This window comes from Streptomyces sediminimaris (genome assembly GCF_047049295.1).
Classification (GTDB): domain Bacteria; phylum Actinomycetota; class Actinomycetes; order Streptomycetales; family Streptomycetaceae; genus Streptomyces; species Streptomyces sediminimaris.
Map to the genome: position 1 here is coordinate 5322474 of NZ_JBJWOT010000001.1, position 17034 is coordinate 5339507.

Here is a 17034-nt window from a genome sequence, read left to right on the forward strand (position 1 = left end):
GCATGCCATCGAGGACGCGTGAGCGGGCCTGTCGGCGTTCGGTGAGGCGCCGGCGGGGGCGCACCGGACCGGACCGCGGCCTGTTCGGCCTCGACCAGTCCCAGCCCCAGCCCCAGGTCCAGCGCCCCTGCCCCAGTCCCAGGTCCAGCGCCCCAGCCCCAGTCCCAGGTCCAGATCCAGGTACGGCTACGGGACCCGTGGGTCCTCGACGCGAGGCGCCCCGCGGACCCGAGCAGCGGGTCCGCGGGGCGCCTCGTGAGGTTCCGGGTGTCAGTCCTTGATCTCGCAGATGGGTGCGCCGGAGGTGAGGGAGGCGCCGATCTCGGCGGTCAGGCCCTTGATGGTGCCGGTCTTGTGGGCGTTGAGGGGCTGTTCCATCTTCATGGCTTCCAGGACGACGACGAGGTCGCCCTCCTGGACCTGCTGGCCTTCCTCGACGGCGATCTTGACGATGGTGCCCTGCATGGGGGAGGCGAGGGTGTCGCCGGAGGCGGCGGGGCCGGACTTCTTGGCCGCGCGGCGTTTGGGGCGGGCGCCGGCGGCCAGGCCGGTGCGGGCCAGGGACATGCCCAGGGAGGAGGGCAGGGAGACCTCCAGGCGTTTGCCGCCGACCTCGACGACGACCGTCTCGCGGCCGGGTTCCTCGTCGGTGTCGGTGCCGGCGGGGGCGGTGAAGGGGGGCAGGTCGTTGGTGAACTCGGTTTCGATCCAGCGGGTGTGCACGGTGAACGGCTCACTGCTGCCGGTCAGTTCGGGGGCGAAGGCGGGGTCGGTGACGACCTTGCGGTGGAAGGGCAGGGCGGTGGCCATGCCCTCCACCCGGAACTCCGCCAGCGCGCGGGCGGCGCGCTCCAGCGCCTCCTTGCGGGTGCGGCCGGTGACGATGAGCTTGGCCAGCAGCGAGTCCCAGGCGGGGCCGATGACGCTGCCGGTTTCCACGCCGGCGTCCAGGCGCACGCCGGGCCCGGACGGTGCGTCGAAGAGGCTCACCGTGCCGGGGGCGGGCAGGAAGCCCCGGCCGGGGTCCTCGCCGTTGATGCGGAACTCGAAGGAGTGTCCGCGCAGTTCGGGGTCGCCGTAGCCGAGTTCCTCGCCGTCGGCGATGCGGAACATCTCGCGGACCAGGTCGATGCCGGCGACTTCCTCGGTGACCGGGTGTTCGACCTGCAGGCGGGTGTTGACCTCCAGGAAGGAGATGGTGCCGTCCTGGCCGACGAGGAACTCCACGGTTCCGGCGCCGACGTAGCCGGCTTCTTTGAGGATGGCCTTGGAGGCGGTGTACAGCTGCGTGAGCTGGTCGTCGTCGAGGAAGGGTGCGGGGGCCTCCTCGACGAGTTTCTGGTGGCGGCGCTGCAGGGAGCAGTCGCGGGTGGAGACGACGACGACGTTGCCGTGGGTGTCGGCCAGGCACTGGGTCTCGACGTGGCGGGGCTTGTCGAGGTAGCGCTCGACGAAGCACTCGCCGCGGCCGAAGGCGGCGACGGCCTCGCGGACGGCGGAGTCGTACAGTTCGGGGACTTCCTGCAGGGTGCGGGCGACCTTCAGGCCGCGGCCGCCGCCGCCGAAGGCGGCCTTGATGGCGATGGGCAGGCCGTGCTGCTCCGCGAAGGCGAGGACCTCCTCGGCACCGGAGACCGGGTCGGGGGTGCCGGCGACCAGCGGGGCGCCGGCCCGCTGGGCGATGTGCCGGGCGGCGACCTTGTCGCCGAGGTCGCGGATGGCCTGCGGCGGCGGGCCGATCCAGATCAGCCCGGCGTCCAGGACGGCCTGGGCGAACTCGGCGTTCTCCGACAGGAAGCCGTAGCCGGGGTGGACGGCGTCCGCGCCGGCCTCGTGGGCGGCGTTGATGACCTTGCCGATGTCCAGATAGCTGCTCGCCGGGGTGTCACCGCCCAGGGCGAACGCTTCGTCCGCGGCACGGACGTGCAGAGCGTCGCGGTCCGGGTCCGCGTAGACGGCCACGCTCGCGATCCCGGCGTCCCGGCAGGCCCGGGCCACGCGGACAGCGATTTCGCCACGGTTGGCGATGAGCACCTTGCGCACGATTGAGGCTCCCTCCTTGAAACAAGCCGAGTTTAGGGACTGGCTACACGGCACTACGACCCGTCCCCAATGGTGAGCTTGCCCACACGGAGCGTGATGCGAGGCTTGCTCTACCCGCGAAAGCCCTTGTCGCGCCGTGGCACGCAGGACTCCTCCGGAAAACCCTAGCTCGCCCGTGTGGTCAAGGTCTCTGTGAGAGCGTGCCGCGGGCCACTCGGTTTCTTTGTGGAGTCCCTACGAATGGCCCAACGAATCTTTGCCCGGCGCAGAACCCTTGTCCCGGGGTTTACCCGTTAGTAGCGTTCGCGATGTCGAATCAGGCCTGCCGGCCCGAAGCGCCTCGTCGCGGCGTGGTGGTGGTCGGGCGACGGGCGGGCGTACGTGTGGTGACAGCAGCCTTGCCCGCTCGGTTCGGGCGGCAGTCGGAAGTGGGTGGGAAACCGGTGGTACGCAGACCGGTGGCATGGGTCGTGGCGATCGTGCTCTTCGTCGAGGCGTTCGGGGTCGCGGCGCTCAACTGGTTCCTGGGGGTCGTGGTCGACCGCCAGGACATGTCCCTCGCCGGACTCGACCCCGACATGATGGCGAACTCCTCGAAGGTCGGCGGGATCCTCTTCGGGCTCTACTTCGCCCTGTGCGGCCTGGTGGCGCTCCTGGTGGCGCTGCGCGACCGCCCGCCGGCCGGCTTCGGGCGCATCGTGCTGATCAGCGCGGCCGTGGTGCACGCGCTGCTGGGGGCCTTCGCCTGGGGCCTGGTGGGCTGGGGCGCGTTCCTGTTCATGGTGGTCGTCCTGGGACTCATCGTGCTGCTGCTGATGACCTACGACAGCCCGGCGGAACCCACCGACGCGGCCCCGCCCGCGGCACCCCCGCACAACGGCGGCGGCGAGGACGACGGGGGATCCCCCGTCACTTCTCCGCCGGCGCCCACAACTCCGTGATGCCGACGCCCAGTTGGGCGAGGAGCCGGCGCAGCAGGGGCAGGCTGATGCCGATGACGTTGCCGTGGTCGCCGTCGATGCCCTCGATGAAGGGCGCGCTGCGGCCGTCGAGCGTGAACGCCCCCGCGACGTAGAGGGGTTCGCCCGAGGAGACGTAGGCGGCGATCTCCTCGTCGGTGGGCTCGCCGAAGCGCACGAGGGTGGAGGCGGTGGCCGAGGCGTACCGGCCGCTGACGGTGTCGTAGACGCAGTGGCCGGTCTGGAGCGTGCCGGCGCGCCCGCGCATCGACTTCCACCGCGCCGTCGCCTCCTCGGCGTCGGCGGGCTTGCCCAGCGCCGCGCCGTCCAGGTCGAGGACGGAGTCGCAGCCGATGACCAGGGCGCCGTGCGCGTCCGGCCTGGCCGCCACCACGGAGGCCTTGGCCTCGGCGAGGGCGAGCGCGAGTTCGGCGGGGGTGGGGGCGGTCACGGCGTCCTCGTCGACGCCGCTGACGACGACTTCCGGTGCGAGGCCGGCCTGCCGCAGGAGGTTGAGCCGGGCGGGGGACTGGGAGGCGAGGATGAGGCGTCGGCGGGGCGCGTCTGTCATGCGCTCAGCGTAGTCGCGCCGCGGCGCCCGCCGCGGGTCGGGCCGCGCGGGTCGGGCCGCGGCGGGCGGGGGCTACCTCAGTCCGATCAGGACCATCGCCAGGACCATGGCCAGAGCTATGAGAAGGCCGAGCCGCCGCATCATGTCCTGCGCGTCGCGCAGTTCCTCGGGCGGCTCGTCCTCGGGGTCTGACCAGAGCATGGCTCCAGCGTGCGGCCTGGCCTCGCGGGGGTGCCTGAGTATGGGTACTCAAGTTGGGGCGCGGAGTCGCAGCGGCGTGCGCCACGCGGCGGAGCCGCACACCGGCACGGCCCCGCCCACGTTTCGGCCGCGCTCACCCCGGCCAGTAGGTGCGCGCCCACGACGCCGGGCCCGGCTGGGGCAGGCGGTGGGACGCGATGCGGGCCGGGTCGGACCAGGAGTCGCGCTCACGCGGCGCGCCCGGCGGGACGGAGGCCTCCGCCGCGGCGCGGGCGCGGACCACCGCCAGGGCGGCGGCCAGCTCCTCGGCGGTCGGGTTGCCTCGTACGACCTTGATGTTCATGACGGCTCCCGGCCGGGCTAGAGGGGGATGTTGCCGTGCTTCTTGGGCGGCAGCGACTCGCGCTTGGTGCGCAGCTGGCGCAGGCCGCGGACGACGTGGGCGCGGGTGTCGGACGGCATGATCACCGCGTCGACGTAGCCGCGTTCGGCCGCGATGTAGGGGTTGAGGAGGGCGTCCTCGTACTCCTGGATCAGCCGGGCCCGGGTCGCCTCCACCTCGCCGGCGGCCTCGGCCTCGGCGATGGTGCGGCGGTGCAGGATGTTGACCGCGCCCTGGGCGCCCATCACGGCGATCTGGGCGGTCGGCCAGGCGAGGTTGAGGTCGGCGCCCAGGTGCTTGGAGCCCATGACGTCGTAGGCCCCGCCGAAGGCCTTGCGGGTGATGACCGTGATCAGCGGGACGGTCGCCTCGGCGTAGGCGTAGATCAGCTTGGCGCCGCGGCGGATGATGCCGTCGTGCTCCTGGTCGACGCCGGGCAGGAAGCCGGGGACGTCCACGAAGGTGATGACGGGGATGTTGAAGGCGTCGCAGGTGCGCACGAAGCGCGAGCCCTTCTCGCTGGCCTTGATGTCCAGGCAGCCCGCGAACTGCATCGGCTGGTTGGCGACGATGCCCACCGGGTGGCCCTCGACCCGGCCGAAGCCGGTGAGGATGTTCGGCGCGAACAGCGGCTGGGTCTCGAAGAACTCGGCGTCGTCGAGGACGTGCTCGATCACGGTGTGCATGTCGTAGGGCTGGTTCGCGCTGTCCGGGACGAGGCCGTCCAGCTCGAGGTCCTCGTCGCTGATCGCGAGGTCGGCCTCCTCGGGGAAGGCCGGCGCCTCGGAGAGGTTGTTGGACGGCAGGTACGACAGCAGCTGCTTGACGTACTCGATGGCGTCCTTCTCGTCGCCGGCCATGTGGTGGGCCACGCCCGAGGTGGAGTTGTGGGTGCGGGCGCCGCCCAGCTCCTCGAAGCCGACGTCCTCGCCGGTGACGGTCTTGATGACGTCCGGACCGGTGATGAACATGTGCGAGGTCTGGTCGACCATGACCGTGAAGTCGGTGATCGCGGGGGAGTAGACCGCACCGCCCGCGCACGGGCCGACGACCAGGCTGATCTGCGGGATGACGCCGGAGGCGTGGGTGTTGCGGCGGAAGATCTCGCCGTACGCGCCCAGCGAGGCCACGCCCTCCTGGATGCGGGCGCCGCCGGAGTCGTTGATGCCGATGACCGGGCAGCCGGTCTTCAGCGCGAAGTCCATGACCTTGACGATCTTCTGGCCGTAGACCTCGCCCAGCGCGCCGCCGAAGACGGTGAAGTCCTGGGAGAAGACCGCCACCGGGCGGCCGTCGACCGTGCCGTAGCCGGTCACCACGCCGTCGCCGTAGGGACGGTTGTCCTGGAGGCCGAAGTTGGTGGAACGGTGCCGGGCGAACTCGTCGAGCTCCACGAACGAGCCCTCGTCGAGCAGCAGCTCGATCCGCTCACGGGCCGTCAGCTTGCCCTTGGCGTGCTGCTTCTCGACGGCGCGTGCGGAGCCGGCGTGCGTCGCTTCCTCGATACGGCGCTGGAGATCCGCGAGCTTGCCCGCGGTGGTGTGGATGTCGATCCCTCGGGTCTTGTGGATCTCTTGACGCTCTTCCGGCTCGGACATCGGGATCTCGGCTCCCTGCCTGCTCAAAAGGGGGGACGGTTACTCATCCGTAGAGTAGTGGGGGGCCTACGAAACAGCAGTGCGGCGTTTCACACACCTAGGGTGGCTTGCATGACGCCGCGAGATGCCTCAGACGACAGCCGCTGGTCCGATCTGGACCGGCCTCCGCTCAACGCCAACGCGCTGCGCCGCGGCCTGGTGCACGAGGGCGGGCTGTGGCGCGAGCTCGAGGTGGTGCGCAGCACCGGCTCCACCAACTCCGACCTGGCCGCCCTGGCCGAGGCGGGCAAGGCCGCCGAGGGCTCGGTCCTGATCGCCGAGGAGCAGACCTCCGGGCGGGGCCGGCTGGACCGGCAGTGGACCGCGCCGGCCCGCTCGGGACTGTTCTTCTCCGTCCTTCTGCGGCCGAGCGAGGTGCCGGTCGCGCGCTGGGGCTGGCTCCCGCTGCTCACCGGCGTCGCCGTGGCGACGGGGCTGTCCCGCTCCGCGGGCGTGGACACGGCACTCAAGTGGCCCAACGACCTGCTCGTCTCCATCGGCGGCGAGGAGCGCAAGGCCGGCGGGATCCTCGCCGAGCGGGCCGGCGAGGGCGCGGTGGTCGTCGGGGTCGGCATCAACGTCACCCTGCGCGAGGCGGAACTTCCGGTTCCGCAGGCGGGTTCGCTGGCGCTGGCCGGGGCGGTCAGCACCGACCGGGACCCCCTGCTCAGGGCGGTGCTGCGCTCCCTCGCCGAGTGGTACGGGCGCTGGCGCGAGGCCGGCGGCGACCCGGCGGCCTGCGGGCTGCAGGAGACGTACGCGGCCGGCTGCGCCACCCTGGGACGAGTGGTACGGGCGGAGCTGCCGGGGGACCGGGCGATCACCGGGGAGGCGGTGGCGGTCGACGGTGACGGCCGACTGGTGATCGCGACCGAGGCCGGGGTACAGGAGCCCGTCGGGGCGGGCGACATCGTGCATCTGAGGCCCGCCTAGCGGAATGTCGGAGCACGGCTGCCCGCGGCTGTGCGTGACGGACGGGAGTGAGCTACCGCACACCTGCCGTACAGTTGAGGCCGGTCGATACCTGACCGTGGCAGATCGGAAGGGCAGCAGGCGTGACCGTCGACGACACGGGCTCCGGTTCGGACCCGGACGGCCGGATGGACCCCCATGCCGCCGACCCCGGCGAAGACCCGCTCGCGCTGCGTCTGGAGCACCTGATCCTCGGCGCCGAGCGGCGCTACACCCCCTTTCAGGCGGCGCGCAGCGCGGGCGTCTCCGTGGAGCTGGCCACGCGCTTCTGGCGGGCGATGGGCTTCGCCGACATCGGGCAGGCCAAGGCGCTCACCGAGGCCGACGTGCTGGCGCTGCGCCGGCTGTCCGGACTGGTCGAGGCGGGGCTGCTGAGCGAGGCCATGGCGGTGCAGGTGGCCCGCTCCACCGGGCAGACCACGGCGCGGCTGGCCGAGTGGCAGATCGACTCCTTCCTGGAGGGCCTGACCGAGCCGCCCGAGCCGGGGATGACGCGCACCGAGGTGACGTACCCGATCGTCGAGCTGCTCCTGCCCGAGCTGGAGGAGTTCCTGGTCTACGTCTGGCGGCGCCAGCTCGCCGCCTCGGCCGGCCGGGTGGTGCAGGCCGCCGACGACGAGGAGATGGTCGACCGGCGCCTGGCCGTCGGCTTCGCGGACCTCGTCGGCTTCACCCGTCTCACCCGCCGCATGGAGGAGGAGGAGCTCGGCGAACTCGTCGAGGCCTTCGAGACCACCGCCGCCGACCTGGTCGCCGCGCACGGCGGCCGGCTGGTCAAGACGCTGGGCGACGAGGTGCTGTACGCCGCGGACGACGCCGGGGTGGCCGCCGAGATCGCGCTGCGCCTGATCGAGACGATGGCGAACGACGAGACGATGCCCGAGCTGCGCGTCGGCATCGCCTTCGGCACGGTGACCACGCGCATGGGCGATGTGTTCGGCACGACGGTGAACCTCGCCTCCCGGCTGACCTCGATAGCCCCGCGCGACGCCGTCCTCGTCGACAGCGACTTCGCCCAGGAGCTCATCCGCACCGAGGAGGCCCCCGCCTCCGAGGCCGAGGCGGCCGAGGCCGCCGCCGCGGCGGAGAAGGAGGGCGAGGAGCCACCGGCGTACCGCTTCGCGCTCCAGCCGATGTGGCAGCGGCCGGTGCGCGGTCTGGGCGTGGTGGAGCCGTGGCTGCTGACGCGGCGCAGCGAGCCCCGGTAGGCCCGGTAGTCCGTCCTGGTGGGTCTGGTAGTCCGTCCTGGTGGGTCCGGTGGGTCCGGTGGGTCCGGTGGGTCCGGTGGGTCCGGTGGGTCCGGTGGGTCCGGTGGGTCCGGTGGGTCCGGTGGGTCCGGTGGGTCCGGTGGGTCCGGTGGGTCCGGTGGGTCGGTGGGGCCGGTCGTCCTGGTTGGTCTGGTAGTCCTTCAGCCTGCCCTGCCGATGAGCGTGTCCACGCACAGCCCGATGACCGGTACGCACAGGCCCGGGCCGTCCCCGTCGTCCGTGTGACCCGGCTGCGGGGCGGGCGGGGGCGTGCTCCGGCCGGGCGTCGGGGTCGGGCGGGGTGCCGGAGCCTCGGTGGCCGGTGGCCGGCCGCCGGCCGTGGCCGACGGGGCGTCGCGCGCCGACGGAGCGGTCGTGGTGCCGGGGGCACCGGCTGTGTCGCGGGTGCCCGCGGTCGCCGGGCCGTGCCGCGCGGCGCTCGTGGCCGGCAGCGGTACGACCCGCAGGGCCGTCGGCATCACGTTCGCCCCGCCCGGCGCCGAGGTCGCGGAGGGGCTCACCCTGGGGCGGGCCTCGACGGTGGCGGTGGCCTCGCCCGGCCCGGCCGCCTCGGCGCCGGGGCCCGGACGGGGACCGGCCTGCGCGGTCCCGAGGTCGCCGGCGCCCGGCCCGGGAGTCACCCGCACCAGGCTCAGGGCGCCGGCGGCCAGCGCCAGCCCGCCGGCGGCGAACAGGACCTTGCGGGGGCGGGGCCTGCGGTGCCGACCGCGCCGTGCCGGTGTCGCCGGTGTCGTCGGTGCCTTCGGTGCCTTCGGTGCCTTGGGCGTCGTCGGTGCCTTGGGTGTCTCCAGTGTTTCCGGTGCTTCCGGTGCTTCCGGTGTCTCCGGTGCTTCCGGTGTCTCCGTCATCGCGGGCCCTCCCCGTTGCGCTCGCGCCCCCCGCGCCCCCTGCGCGCCGTGGCGCAGGCACGCTACGCGCTCCCATGAGCGCCGGGGCGGGAGTCGCGGGGAAGTCACCCGAACGGGGACAGCGGACGGAAACCCTGCGATGATCGGGCGGAGAGTTGTTAACCCGCGTTAACTGGAGGGCGTCATGAGTGAGGAGCGGTTCGGGGAGTTCGTGGCGGTGCGGCGCGACGGGGGCGAGGGCGCCGGGCACGTCGCCGAGCTCGTCCTCGACCGGCCCAAGGCCATGAACGCCGTCTCGACCGGGATGGCGCGGTCGATCGCCGGCGCCTGCGCGGCACTGGGCGCCGACCGTGACGTACGCGTCGTCGTGCTGACCTCCACGCACGAGCGGGCGTTCTGCGTCGGGGCGGACCTGAAGGAGCGGAACTCCTTCACCGACGCCGAACTGGTCCGGCAGCGGCCCGTCGCGCGGGCCGCCTACACCGGGGTCCTGGAGCTGCCGGTGCCGACGATCGCCGCCGTGCACGGGTTCGCGCTGGGCGGCGGCTTCGAGCTGGCGCTGTCGTGCGACCTGATCGTGGCCGACCGTACGGCCGTGGTGGGGCTGCCCGAGGTGTCCGTGGGCGTCATCCCCGGCGGCGGCGGCACGCAGCTGCTGCCGCGGCGCGTGGGGGCCGCGCGGGCGGCCGAACTCATCTTCTCCGCCCGGCGTCTCCAGGCGCCGGAGGCGCGGGAGCTGGGACTCGTCGACGAGCTGGTGGAGGAAGGACGGGACCGCGAGGAGGCGCTGGCCCTGGCCGCACGCATCGCCGCCAACTCGCCGGTGGGACTGCGGGCCGCCAAGCGCGCCCTGCGGCTGGGCCACGGGCTCGACCTGCGGGCCGGCCTGGAGGTCGAGGACGCGGCGTGGCGCTCGGTGGCGTTCTCGGGAGACCGCGCGGAGGGCGTGGCGGCGTTCAACGAGAAGCGCAAGCCGCAGTGGCCGGGGGAGTAGCGGCCCGGGTCCGGTCCCGGGGCCGGGGCGTGGGTGACGGTCGGGGGCGGAGTGTCGGCAGCGCTCACCCCACCGCCGTACCAATGTCCCGAAACACCCCAATCATCCCTAACCTGGGGTGATGGGTGAGGACAAGCGGCTCACGGCCGTGGTCGCTTTGGCGCAGGGTATGGCGGCGGCGCACGGCTCGCGTGAGGCGTGGCGCTCGGCGGCGGCCGGTGCGTGCCGGGCGCTGGGCGGGAGCTTCGCCGCGCTGTCGGTCTGGGAGCGGGAGCTCGGCCGGCTGCGGGTCCTCGTGAACGTGGGCGAGCGGGCCGAGGGGGAGGACGAGTTCCCCGAGGACGAGTCCTACCCCGTGCACCAGTTCCCCGAGATCACCGAGTTCCTGCACGAGCGGTGGGCCGGCGGCGGTGAGCCCGACGCCTGGGTGGAGACGGCGCGGGGGCCCGCCGCGGGCGGCCGTCCCGGCTACGTCCACCAGCGCGTCGCCGCCCTGCGCCGGCGCGGCCGCGGCAGCTGTGTCGTCGCGCCGATCGTGCTGCACGGGCGGGCGTGGGGGGAGCTCTACGTCGCCCGCCCCTCCGGCGCCCCCGTCTTCAAGCGGGCCGACGCCGACTTCGCCACGGTGCTCGCCGCCGTCGTCGCCGCCGGGATCGCCCAGGCCGAGCGCCTGGAGGAGGTGCGGCGGCTCGCCTACACCGATGCCCTGACCGGGCTCGCCAACCGCCGCGCCGTCGACGTGAAGCTGGACGAGGCCGTGGAGGCGCACCGCGCGCGGGGCACGGTCGTCAGCCTCGTCGTGTGCGACCTCAACGGCCTCAAGCGCGTCAACGACACCCGCGGGCACGCGGTCGGCGACCGCCTCCTGGAACGCTTCGGGTCGGTGCTCTCCCTGTGCGGCGCGATGCTGCCGGGGGCGCTGGCCGCGCGGCTCGGCGGCGACGAGTTCTGTCTGCTGGCGGTCGGGCCGTCCGCCGACGAGGTCGTCAAGGCGGCCGACGAACTCTGCCGCCGCGCCGCGGAGCTGGAGCTCGGCGACGGGGTCGCCTGCGGGGTCGCCTCCACCGGGGACCCGATCGGGCCGGTACGGTCCGCCCGCCGGCTGTTCCGGCTGGCGGACGCCGCCCAGTACCGCGCGAAGGCGCTCCGCTCGGACAGGCCGGTGGTGGCGGGCCGCGAGGGTCCGCAGGACCCGGTGATGCGGCTGGTCGACACCCCTCCGCCGCCGGACCCCGCGGAGCGCCGGCGCTTCCGGGGGCGGGGCTGACCCGTCGGGCGGGTGCCGGGCGGGTGCCCGACGACTACGGGTGGGCGCCGGACGACTGCCGGACGGGGCGGCGTCCGGTAAGGGGCGTGACGCCCACCCGGTAGTGACATCCTCATCTTCACTGCGTACGCTCCTGAATATGGATATGCACACTGTGGTGGTGGGGACGTCCGGGGTGACCGCGTCCGACGTTCTCGCCGTGGCGCGCGGCGGCGCCCGGGTCGAGCTGTCGGAGGAGGCGGTCGCGGCCCTCGCCGCGGCCCGCGAGATCGTGGACGCGCTGGCGGCCAAGCCCGAACCCGTCTACGGCGTCAGCACCGGCTTCGGCGCCCTGGCGACCCGGCACATCAGCCAGGAGCTGCGCGCGCAGCTGCAGCGCAACATCGTCCGTTCGCACGCGGCGGGCCTCGGGCCGCGGGTGGAGCGGGAGGTCGTACGGGCCCTGATGTTCCTGCGGCTCAAGACCGTCTGCTCGGGGCACACCGGTGTCCGGCCGGAGGTCGCGCGGACGATGGCCGACGTGCTCAACGCCGGGATCACCCCGGTCGTCCACGAGTACGGCTCCCTCGGCTGCTCCGGCGACCTCGCGCCGCTGTCGCACTGCGCCCTCACCCTCATGGGGGAGGGGGAGGCCGAGGGCCCGGACGGCGTGGTCCGTCCCGCCGGTGAGCTGCTCGCCGCACACGGCATCGCCCCCGTCGAACTGCGCGAGAAGGAGGGCCTCGCCCTCCTCAACGGCACCGACGGCATGCTCGGCATGCTGCTCATGGCCCTCGCCGACCTGGAGCTGCTCTACAGGTCGGCCGACATCACCGCCGCCCTCAGCCTCGAGGCGCTGCTCGGCACCGACAAGGTGCTCGCCCCCGAGCTGCACGCCATCCGCCCGCACCCCGGGCAGGGCGCCTCGGCCGCCAACATGCTCGCGGTGCTGAGGGGTTCGGAGCTCACCGGGCACCACCAGGACGACGCGCCGCGGGTCCAGGACGCCTACTCGGTGCGCTGCGCCCCGCAGGTCGCCGGCGCCGGCCGGGACACCATGGCGCACGCCCGCACGGTCGCCGAGCGCGAGCTGGCCTCGGCCGTGGACAACCCGGTCGTGCTGCCTGGGGGCACCTCCCGGGCTTTCGGCACCGGGGGAGGCCGGGTGGAGTCCAACGGCAACTTCCACGGCGCCCCCGTGGCCTACGTCCTGGACTTCCTCGCCATCGCCGCCGCGGACCTCGCCTCCATCGCCGAGCGCCGTACCGACCGGCTGCTCGACAAGAACCGCAGTCACGGCCTGCCGCCGTTCCTGGCCGACGACGCCGGCGTCGACTCGGGGCTCATGATCGCCCAGTACACGCAGGCCGCCCTGGTGAGCGAGCTGAAGCGGCTCGCCGTACCGGCGTCCGCCGACTCGATCCCCTCCTCCGCCATGCAGGAGGACCACGTCTCCATGGGCTGGTCGGCCGCCCGCAAGCTGCGCACGGCCGTCGACAACCTCACGCGCGTGGTCGCCATCGAGCTGTACGCCGCCACCCGCGCGATCGAGCTGCGCGAGGGCCTGACCCCGGCCCCCGCCTCGCAGGCGGCCATCACGGCCGCGCGGGCGGCGGGCGTCCGGGGGCCCGGCCCGGACCGGTTCCTCGCCCCCGACCTCGCCGCCGCCGAGGCGTTCGTGCGCGAGGGGCGGCTGGTCGCCGCGGTGGAGGCCGTCACCGGCCCGCTGCGCTAGTGCCGCAACAGGCAACGTTCGCCCCGTCGCGACGCCCGGCACGCACTCTCGCCGCACCGGCCGAAACCCCGAGTACGTCCAGTACGAGGGCTTCCGGCCGCCACGCCGAGAGCACGCACCGGACGCCGCTCCTTGACGGGCAAACGCTGCCTGCCGCGGCACTAGCCCTACGGAGACCGGGCCCCTGCCGTGCCTGCGGCAGGGCACCCGACGCCGTGCCGGGCTCAGAAGCCGAGGCGTTCCCGCCGTGCCGAGTACACCAGGAAGCCGGCGCCGACCCCGAGGAAGAGGCTGCCGCCGACGACGTAGGGAGTGGTGTCGAAGCTTCCGGTGTCGGCGAGTTGGGTGTCCGCGCCCGAGGTGTCCGCGCCCGACGTGTCCGTGGCCGCGGTGTCCGTCGTCGACGACGCCGCCCGCGCCTGGGTCGTGACCTGCGAGGAAGGGGTCGCCGTCGGTGTCGTTCCGGCCGTCCGGCCCCCGCCCGCGTCGGTGCCGCTCGCGTTGGCGGAGGGAACGAACCACAGGGCGCACAGGAGGGTCCCCGCGGCGGTGGCGGTCAGCAACGAACGGCGAGCGGATGACACGGAATATCGATCCCCTTGTGGCGCTGGCGAATTGGCCGTGTGGGGCGATGTTAGTGAAAGGCGCGGTCACCGGAAAGTCGCGGGAGGCGTGGGCCGCACGTTCCGGGCATGAACCCTGAAGAGTCATCACGTTTTGTCCGCCTCCGGGTGGAACTCGTTCTCGAGATCGACGACGCCGAGGCGGTGACCGAGGGGGTACTGCGGCGTCCCGCGGAAGACGCCGGAAAAGCTGAAGAGGCCCGGAAGACGGGGAGAACGGCCTGTCGGCCGACGGGCGGGCGGGTGCCGGGGCGGCTGTGACGGAAGACACCGCGCAAGCCCCTCGCGTTTCCGGTGGATCCGTTCGGCCTGGTCAACGAGGCGTCCGGGGGGAAGCCGCGCAGACCGCCCGGCCGGGCGGGGCCGTCGGCCACGGCCCTGATTCGCCGGACGGGGACCTGGACGAGGATGATGTGGGCGACGATGAAGACGAGGGTGCCGAAATCGGCTCCCGGCGGCCGGGGAAATTCATGGCCCCGGCCGGCAACCACCGTCCGGGGTTTCGTCGTCTCAAACGGCGCACTGACCGATTTCCGCACCACCCGCCCCGCCCGACGTGGCGTGCCCCACATGCTTGGGCTCTGTGGAACGGGACGAACCGGTCGTAGCGTTGAAGCTCGTCAACGGGGTCTGGTCGGGTTTTTCGGGGAATCGGCAACGATGGAGAAGCGTGTGATGACGAACAGTAAGCGGCGCAAGGGCCTCACGGTCGCGTCCGCACTGCTCGGCGGGGTTCTGGTGCTCTCGGCGTGTTCCAGTGGTGGCGGCGGCGACGCGTCCGGCGCCAAGGGCAAGGACACCTCGCAGGCGAAGGCCGACGAGGCGGCGGCCAAGAAGTCCTCCGAGGCCGACATCAAGATCACGCCCAAGGACGGCTCGGACAACGCCTCCATCAACAACTCCGCCACCGTGACCGTCAGCAAGGGCACGCTCACGGCCGTGACGATGAAGACCGCCGGCGGCACCACGGTGGCCGGTCAGCTCTCCGCGGACAAGCTCAGCTGGAAGCCCAGCGTCCAGCTCGAGCGCTCGACCACCTACAAGGTCGCCGCCGAGGCCAAGGACGCCAACGGCCTCGTCGCCCACGAGAACGCCTCGTTCACCACGGTCTCCCCGTCCAACAGCTTCATAGGCAACTTCACGCCGGACAACGGCACGACCGTCGGCGTGGGCATGCCGGTGTCGATCAACTTCGACAAGGCCATCACCAACAAGGCCGCGGTCCAGAAGGGCATCACGGTCAGCTCCAGCAGCGGCCAGGAGGTCGTCGGCCACTGGTTCGGCGCCAACCGTCTCGACTTCCGCCCCCAGGACTACTGGAAGGAGAACTCCACCGTCACGATGAAGCTCGCGCTCGACGGCGTCGAGGGCGCCTCCGGTGTCTACGGCGTGCAGCAGAAGACGGTCACCTTCCACATCGGCCGCAACCAGATCTCCTACGTCGACGCCAAGACCAAGCAGATGAAGGTCACGCAGGACGGCAAGACGATCAAGACCATCCCGATCTCGGCCGGTTCACCGGAGCACAAGACCTACAACGGCACCATGGTCATGTCCGAGAAGTTCAAGGAGACGCGCATGAACGGCGCGACCGTGGGCTTCACCGACAGCGACGGCAAGGGCGAGTACGACATCAAGGACGTGCCGCACGCCATCCGCCTCACCAGCTCCGGCACCTTCATCCACGGCAACTACTGGGGCGCGAAGTCCGTCTTCGGCAACGTCAACACCAGCCACGGCTGCGTGGGCCTGTCGGACACCAAGGGCGCCAACGACACGGGCACACCGGCGTACTGGTTCTACACCCACTCCATGGTCGGTGACGTCGTGGTGATCTCCCACACCGGCGACAAGACGGTCCAGCCGGACAACGGCCTCAACGGCTGGAACCTCAGCTGGGCGGACTGGAAGGCCGGTTCGGCCGTCTGACCCGCCGTCGGCCGCAGCTTCCCGATGCCGCCCCCAGGGGCGGCATCGGTGTTCTCCGAGGTGCCGGCGGGTTGCGGGCACGGCCTTCTCATGCGGCTCTTATGCCGGCCTTATCCAAGCATCACGCGCCGTCCCTACCGTGCGGCCATGTTCTTCACCTACCTGAGGCGCGAACTGCGCCGCCGCAGAAAGGCGGCCCTCGTCGTCGCCTCCGGCCTCGCGTTGGGCATCGCCCTGGTCATCGTGGTCAACTCCGTGTCCAACGGCATGGGGAAGGCGCAGGACAAGGTCCTCCAGTCGCTGTACGGCCTGGGCACGGACATGACGGTCACCAAGGCCGCGTCACCGTCCGCCGGCAGCTCGCAGCGGCCGCGCTTCCAGTTCGACGCGCGGAACAACGGCGACGACTCCCAGCAGAGCAGCGACCGGGTCATGGTGCAGGGCTTCACCACCCTGTCCTCCTCGACCGTCTCCAAGGTCGCCGAGCAGAAGGGCGTCTCGACCGCCGTCGGCGGGCTGAGCCTCAACGTGGTCAAGATCAACGGCCAGTTCACCCGCGGCCAGTTCCAGCAGAAGCCGAGCGGCGGCGGCACCGGTGGCGCACGCGGCGGCGGCCAGCCGCAGGGCGAGGTGCGCGGCGGCGGCGCCGACTTCGACGTCAACTCGTACTCGGTGTACGGCACCGACGTCACACAGACCGGCATCGGCCCGCTGACCTCCTCCAAGATCACCAGCGGCCGTACCTTCAGGACGACCGAGACCGACGCGAAGGTGCTGGTGGCCGACTCGGCGTACGCCAAGGAGAAGAAGTACGAGGTCGGTTCGAGCGTCACCGTCAACAAGGTCAAGTTCAGGATCATCGGCATCGCGACGGCCGACAGCGGTGACTCCGCGGCCAACCTCTACATGCCGCTGAAGCAGGCCCAGACGCTGGCCGACCAGAAGAACAAGGTCACCACGATCTACGTCAAGGCGACCGACTCCCAGCAGATCTCCGCGGTCAAGTCGACCATCCAGAAGAACGTCTCGGGTACGACCGTCACCACCTCGGCCGACCTCGCGGACACGGTCTCCGGCTCCCTGTCGACGGCGTCCTCCCTCGCCACGAACGTCGGCAAGTGGCTGTCCATCGCGGTGCTGGTGGCCGCCTTCCTGGTCGCCGGACTGCTCACCTCCTCCGCCGTCTCCCGCCGGGTGCGCGAGTTCGGCACGCTCAAGGCGCTGGGCTGGCGGTCGGGCCGGGTGACCCGGCAGGTCGTCGGTGAGGCCGTCGTCAACGGCCTGGTCGGCGGCGCCCTCGGCATCGCGCTCGGCCTGGCGGGCGCCTACGCCGTCACCACCATCAGCCCCACGCTGCAGGCCCAGCTGGGCGGCGGCTCCGGGGCCGGCGGTCCCGGGGGCGGCTTCGGCGGCCCCGGCCGGCGGGCGGCCAAGAGCCTGGAGGTCGCGCTCACCGCGCCGGTGAGCCTCACCACCATCGCCCTGGCGGTCGCGCTCGCGGTGGCCGGCGGTCTGATCGCGGGCGCCTTCGGCGGCTGGCGGGCGTCGAGGCTGCGCCCGGCGGACGCGCTGCGGCGCGTCGAGTAGCGGCCCGTCCGGCACCCACCCACGAACCCACCAGGAGTC

The 17034-nt window shown here is 72.5% G+C and carries 16 protein-coding genes; 9 read left to right on the forward strand and 7 right to left on the reverse strand.

The window, feature by feature from the left end:
• Nucleotides 1-270: 270 nt before the first annotated feature.
• Nucleotides 271-2043 carry an acetyl/propionyl/methylcrotonyl-CoA carboxylase subunit alpha gene (locus ACJ9NR_RS24855; RefSeq protein WP_412493134.1) on the reverse strand — a complete coding sequence of 591 codons (1773 nt, stop codon included), beginning with the start codon at nt 2041-2043 and terminating at the stop codon, nt 271-273.
• Nucleotides 2044-2486: 443 nt separating this feature from the next.
• Here ACJ9NR_RS24855 and ACJ9NR_RS24860 point away from each other — a divergent pair, with 443 nt between their 5' ends.
• A complete protein-coding gene (locus tag ACJ9NR_RS24860) occupies nt 2487-2984 on the forward strand; it encodes a hypothetical protein (RefSeq protein WP_412493135.1) in 498 nt (165 codons plus the stop codon).
• Here the strand turns inward: ACJ9NR_RS24860 and ACJ9NR_RS24865 are convergent.
• The 4 genes from ACJ9NR_RS24865 to ACJ9NR_RS24880 all read right to left on the reverse strand — a co-directional run bounded on the left by ACJ9NR_RS24865 (nt 2953) and on the right by ACJ9NR_RS24880 (nt 5754).
• Nucleotides 2953-3573 carry a Maf family protein gene (locus tag ACJ9NR_RS24865; RefSeq protein ID WP_412493136.1) on the reverse strand — a complete coding sequence of 207 codons (621 nt, stop codon included), beginning with the start codon at nt 3571-3573 and terminating at the stop codon, nt 2953-2955. The two genes, ACJ9NR_RS24860 and ACJ9NR_RS24865, sit on opposite strands and share 32 nt — an antisense overlap.
• 72 nt (nt 3574-3645) lie before the next feature.
• Entirely contained in the window at nt 3646-3774 is a 129-nt protein-coding gene (gene mmpB / locus ACJ9NR_RS24870) for a morphogenic membrane protein MmpB (RefSeq protein WP_412493137.1), read from the reverse strand.
• 133 nt (nt 3775-3907) lie between these two features.
• A complete protein-coding gene (locus ACJ9NR_RS24875; RefSeq protein ID WP_412493138.1) occupies nt 3908-4117 on the reverse strand; it encodes an acyl-CoA carboxylase epsilon subunit in 210 nt (69 codons plus the stop codon).
• A gap of 17 nt (nt 4118-4134) precedes the next feature.
• Nucleotides 4135-5754 (reverse strand): acyl-CoA carboxylase subunit beta, encoded by a 1620-nt coding sequence (locus ACJ9NR_RS24880; protein WP_412493139.1) that lies wholly within the window; start codon nt 5752-5754, stop codon nt 4135-4137.
• Nucleotides 5755-5865: 111 nt separating this feature from the next.
• Here ACJ9NR_RS24880 and ACJ9NR_RS24885 point away from each other — a divergent pair, with 111 nt between their 5' ends.
• Complete coding sequence (locus tag ACJ9NR_RS24885; protein ID WP_412493140.1) at nt 5866-6726, forward strand: biotin--[acetyl-CoA-carboxylase] ligase; 861 nt, start codon at nt 5866-5868, stop codon at nt 6724-6726.
• A gap of 122 nt (nt 6727-6848) precedes the next feature.
• On the forward strand, nt 6849-7973 hold the full coding sequence (locus tag ACJ9NR_RS24890; RefSeq protein ID WP_412493141.1) for an adenylate/guanylate cyclase domain-containing protein: 1125 nt from the start codon (nt 6849-6851) through the stop codon (nt 7971-7973).
• Between the two features lie 200 nt (nt 7974-8173).
• Here the strand turns inward: ACJ9NR_RS24890 and ACJ9NR_RS24895 are convergent, their stop codons facing one another.
• Nucleotides 8174-8881 (reverse strand): hypothetical protein, encoded by a 708-nt coding sequence (locus ACJ9NR_RS24895; protein WP_412493142.1) that lies wholly within the window; start codon nt 8879-8881, stop codon nt 8174-8176.
• Between the two features lie 184 nt (nt 8882-9065).
• On the opposite strand from ACJ9NR_RS24895, the gene ACJ9NR_RS24900 reads away from it, so the two are divergent.
• From ACJ9NR_RS24900 to hutH, 3 genes are all read left to right on the forward strand, one after another.
• Nucleotides 9066-9875 (forward strand): enoyl-CoA hydratase/isomerase family protein, encoded by an 810-nt coding sequence (locus ACJ9NR_RS24900; protein ID WP_412493143.1) that lies wholly within the window; start codon nt 9066-9068, stop codon nt 9873-9875.
• Nucleotides 9876-9996: 121 nt separating this feature from the next.
• Nucleotides 9997-11142, forward strand: coding sequence for a GGDEF domain-containing protein (locus ACJ9NR_RS24905; protein ID WP_412493144.1), 1146 nt, complete (start codon nt 9997-9999; stop codon nt 11140-11142).
• A 145-nt stretch (nt 11143-11287) separates the two neighbouring features.
• The gene (gene hutH, locus ACJ9NR_RS24910) at nt 11288-12856 is read left to right on the forward strand and encodes a histidine ammonia-lyase (RefSeq protein ID WP_412493513.1); all 1569 of its coding nucleotides are present in this window, start codon (nt 11288-11290) and stop codon (nt 12854-12856) included.
• Between the two features lie 224 nt (nt 12857-13080).
• On the opposite strand, the gene ACJ9NR_RS24915 is transcribed toward hutH, so the two are convergent.
• Complete coding sequence (locus ACJ9NR_RS24915; RefSeq protein WP_412493145.1) at nt 13081-13440, reverse strand: hypothetical protein; 360 nt, start codon at nt 13438-13440, stop codon at nt 13081-13083.
• Between the two features lie 108 nt (nt 13441-13548).
• Between ACJ9NR_RS24915 and ACJ9NR_RS24920 the strand changes: the two genes are divergently transcribed.
• The 3 genes from ACJ9NR_RS24920 (at nt 13549) to ACJ9NR_RS24930 (ending at nt 16995) form a co-directional block, all read left to right on the forward strand.
• Complete coding sequence (locus ACJ9NR_RS24920) at nt 13549-13740, forward strand: hypothetical protein (protein WP_412493146.1); 192 nt, start codon at nt 13549-13551, stop codon at nt 13738-13740.
• 399 nt (nt 13741-14139) lie between these two features.
• Complete coding sequence (locus ACJ9NR_RS24925; protein ID WP_412493147.1) at nt 14140-15408, forward strand: L,D-transpeptidase; 1269 nt, start codon at nt 14140-14142, stop codon at nt 15406-15408.
• A gap of 147 nt (nt 15409-15555) precedes the next feature.
• Nucleotides 15556-16995 carry an ABC transporter permease gene (locus ACJ9NR_RS24930; RefSeq protein WP_412493148.1) on the forward strand — a complete coding sequence of 480 codons (1440 nt, stop codon included), beginning with the start codon at nt 15556-15558 and terminating at the stop codon, nt 16993-16995.
• The last annotated feature ends 39 nt before the right edge of the window (nt 16996-17034 follow it).

Coding starts and splice junctions, on each gene's coding strand:
- ACJ9NR_RS24885 (WP_412493140.1), top strand. CDS start 5,866: ATGACGCCGCGAGATGCCTCAGACGACAGCCGCTGGTCCGATCTGGAC.
- ACJ9NR_RS24895 (WP_412493142.1), bottom strand. CDS start 8,881: ATGACGGAGACACCGGAAGCACCGGAGACACCGGAAGCACCGGAAGCA.
- ACJ9NR_RS24920 (WP_412493146.1), top strand. CDS start 13,549: ATGAACCCTGAAGAGTCATCACGTTTTGTCCGCCTCCGGGTGGAACTC.
- ACJ9NR_RS24930 (WP_412493148.1), top strand. CDS start 15,556: ATGTTCTTCACCTACCTGAGGCGCGAACTGCGCCGCCGCAGAAAGGCG.
- ACJ9NR_RS24865 (WP_412493136.1), bottom strand. CDS start 3,573: ATGACAGACGCGCCCCGCCGACGCCTCATCCTCGCCTCCCAGTCCCCC.
- ACJ9NR_RS24925 (WP_412493147.1), top strand. CDS start 14,140: ATGGAGAAGCGTGTGATGACGAACAGTAAGCGGCGCAAGGGCCTCACG.
- ACJ9NR_RS24905 (WP_412493144.1), top strand. CDS start 9,997: ATGGGTGAGGACAAGCGGCTCACGGCCGTGGTCGCTTTGGCGCAGGGT.
- ACJ9NR_RS24875 (WP_412493138.1), bottom strand. CDS start 4,117: ATGAACATCAAGGTCGTACGAGGCAACCCGACCGCCGAGGAGCTGGCC.
- hutH (WP_412493513.1), top strand. CDS start 11,288: ATGCACACTGTGGTGGTGGGGACGTCCGGGGTGACCGCGTCCGACGTT.
- ACJ9NR_RS24900 (WP_412493143.1), top strand. CDS start 9,066: ATGAGTGAGGAGCGGTTCGGGGAGTTCGTGGCGGTGCGGCGCGACGGG.
- mmpB (WP_412493137.1), bottom strand. CDS start 3,774: ATGCTCTGGTCAGACCCCGAGGACGAGCCGCCCGAGGAACTGCGCGAC.
- ACJ9NR_RS24880 (WP_412493139.1), bottom strand. CDS start 5,754: ATGTCCGAGCCGGAAGAGCGTCAAGAGATCCACAAGACCCGAGGGATC.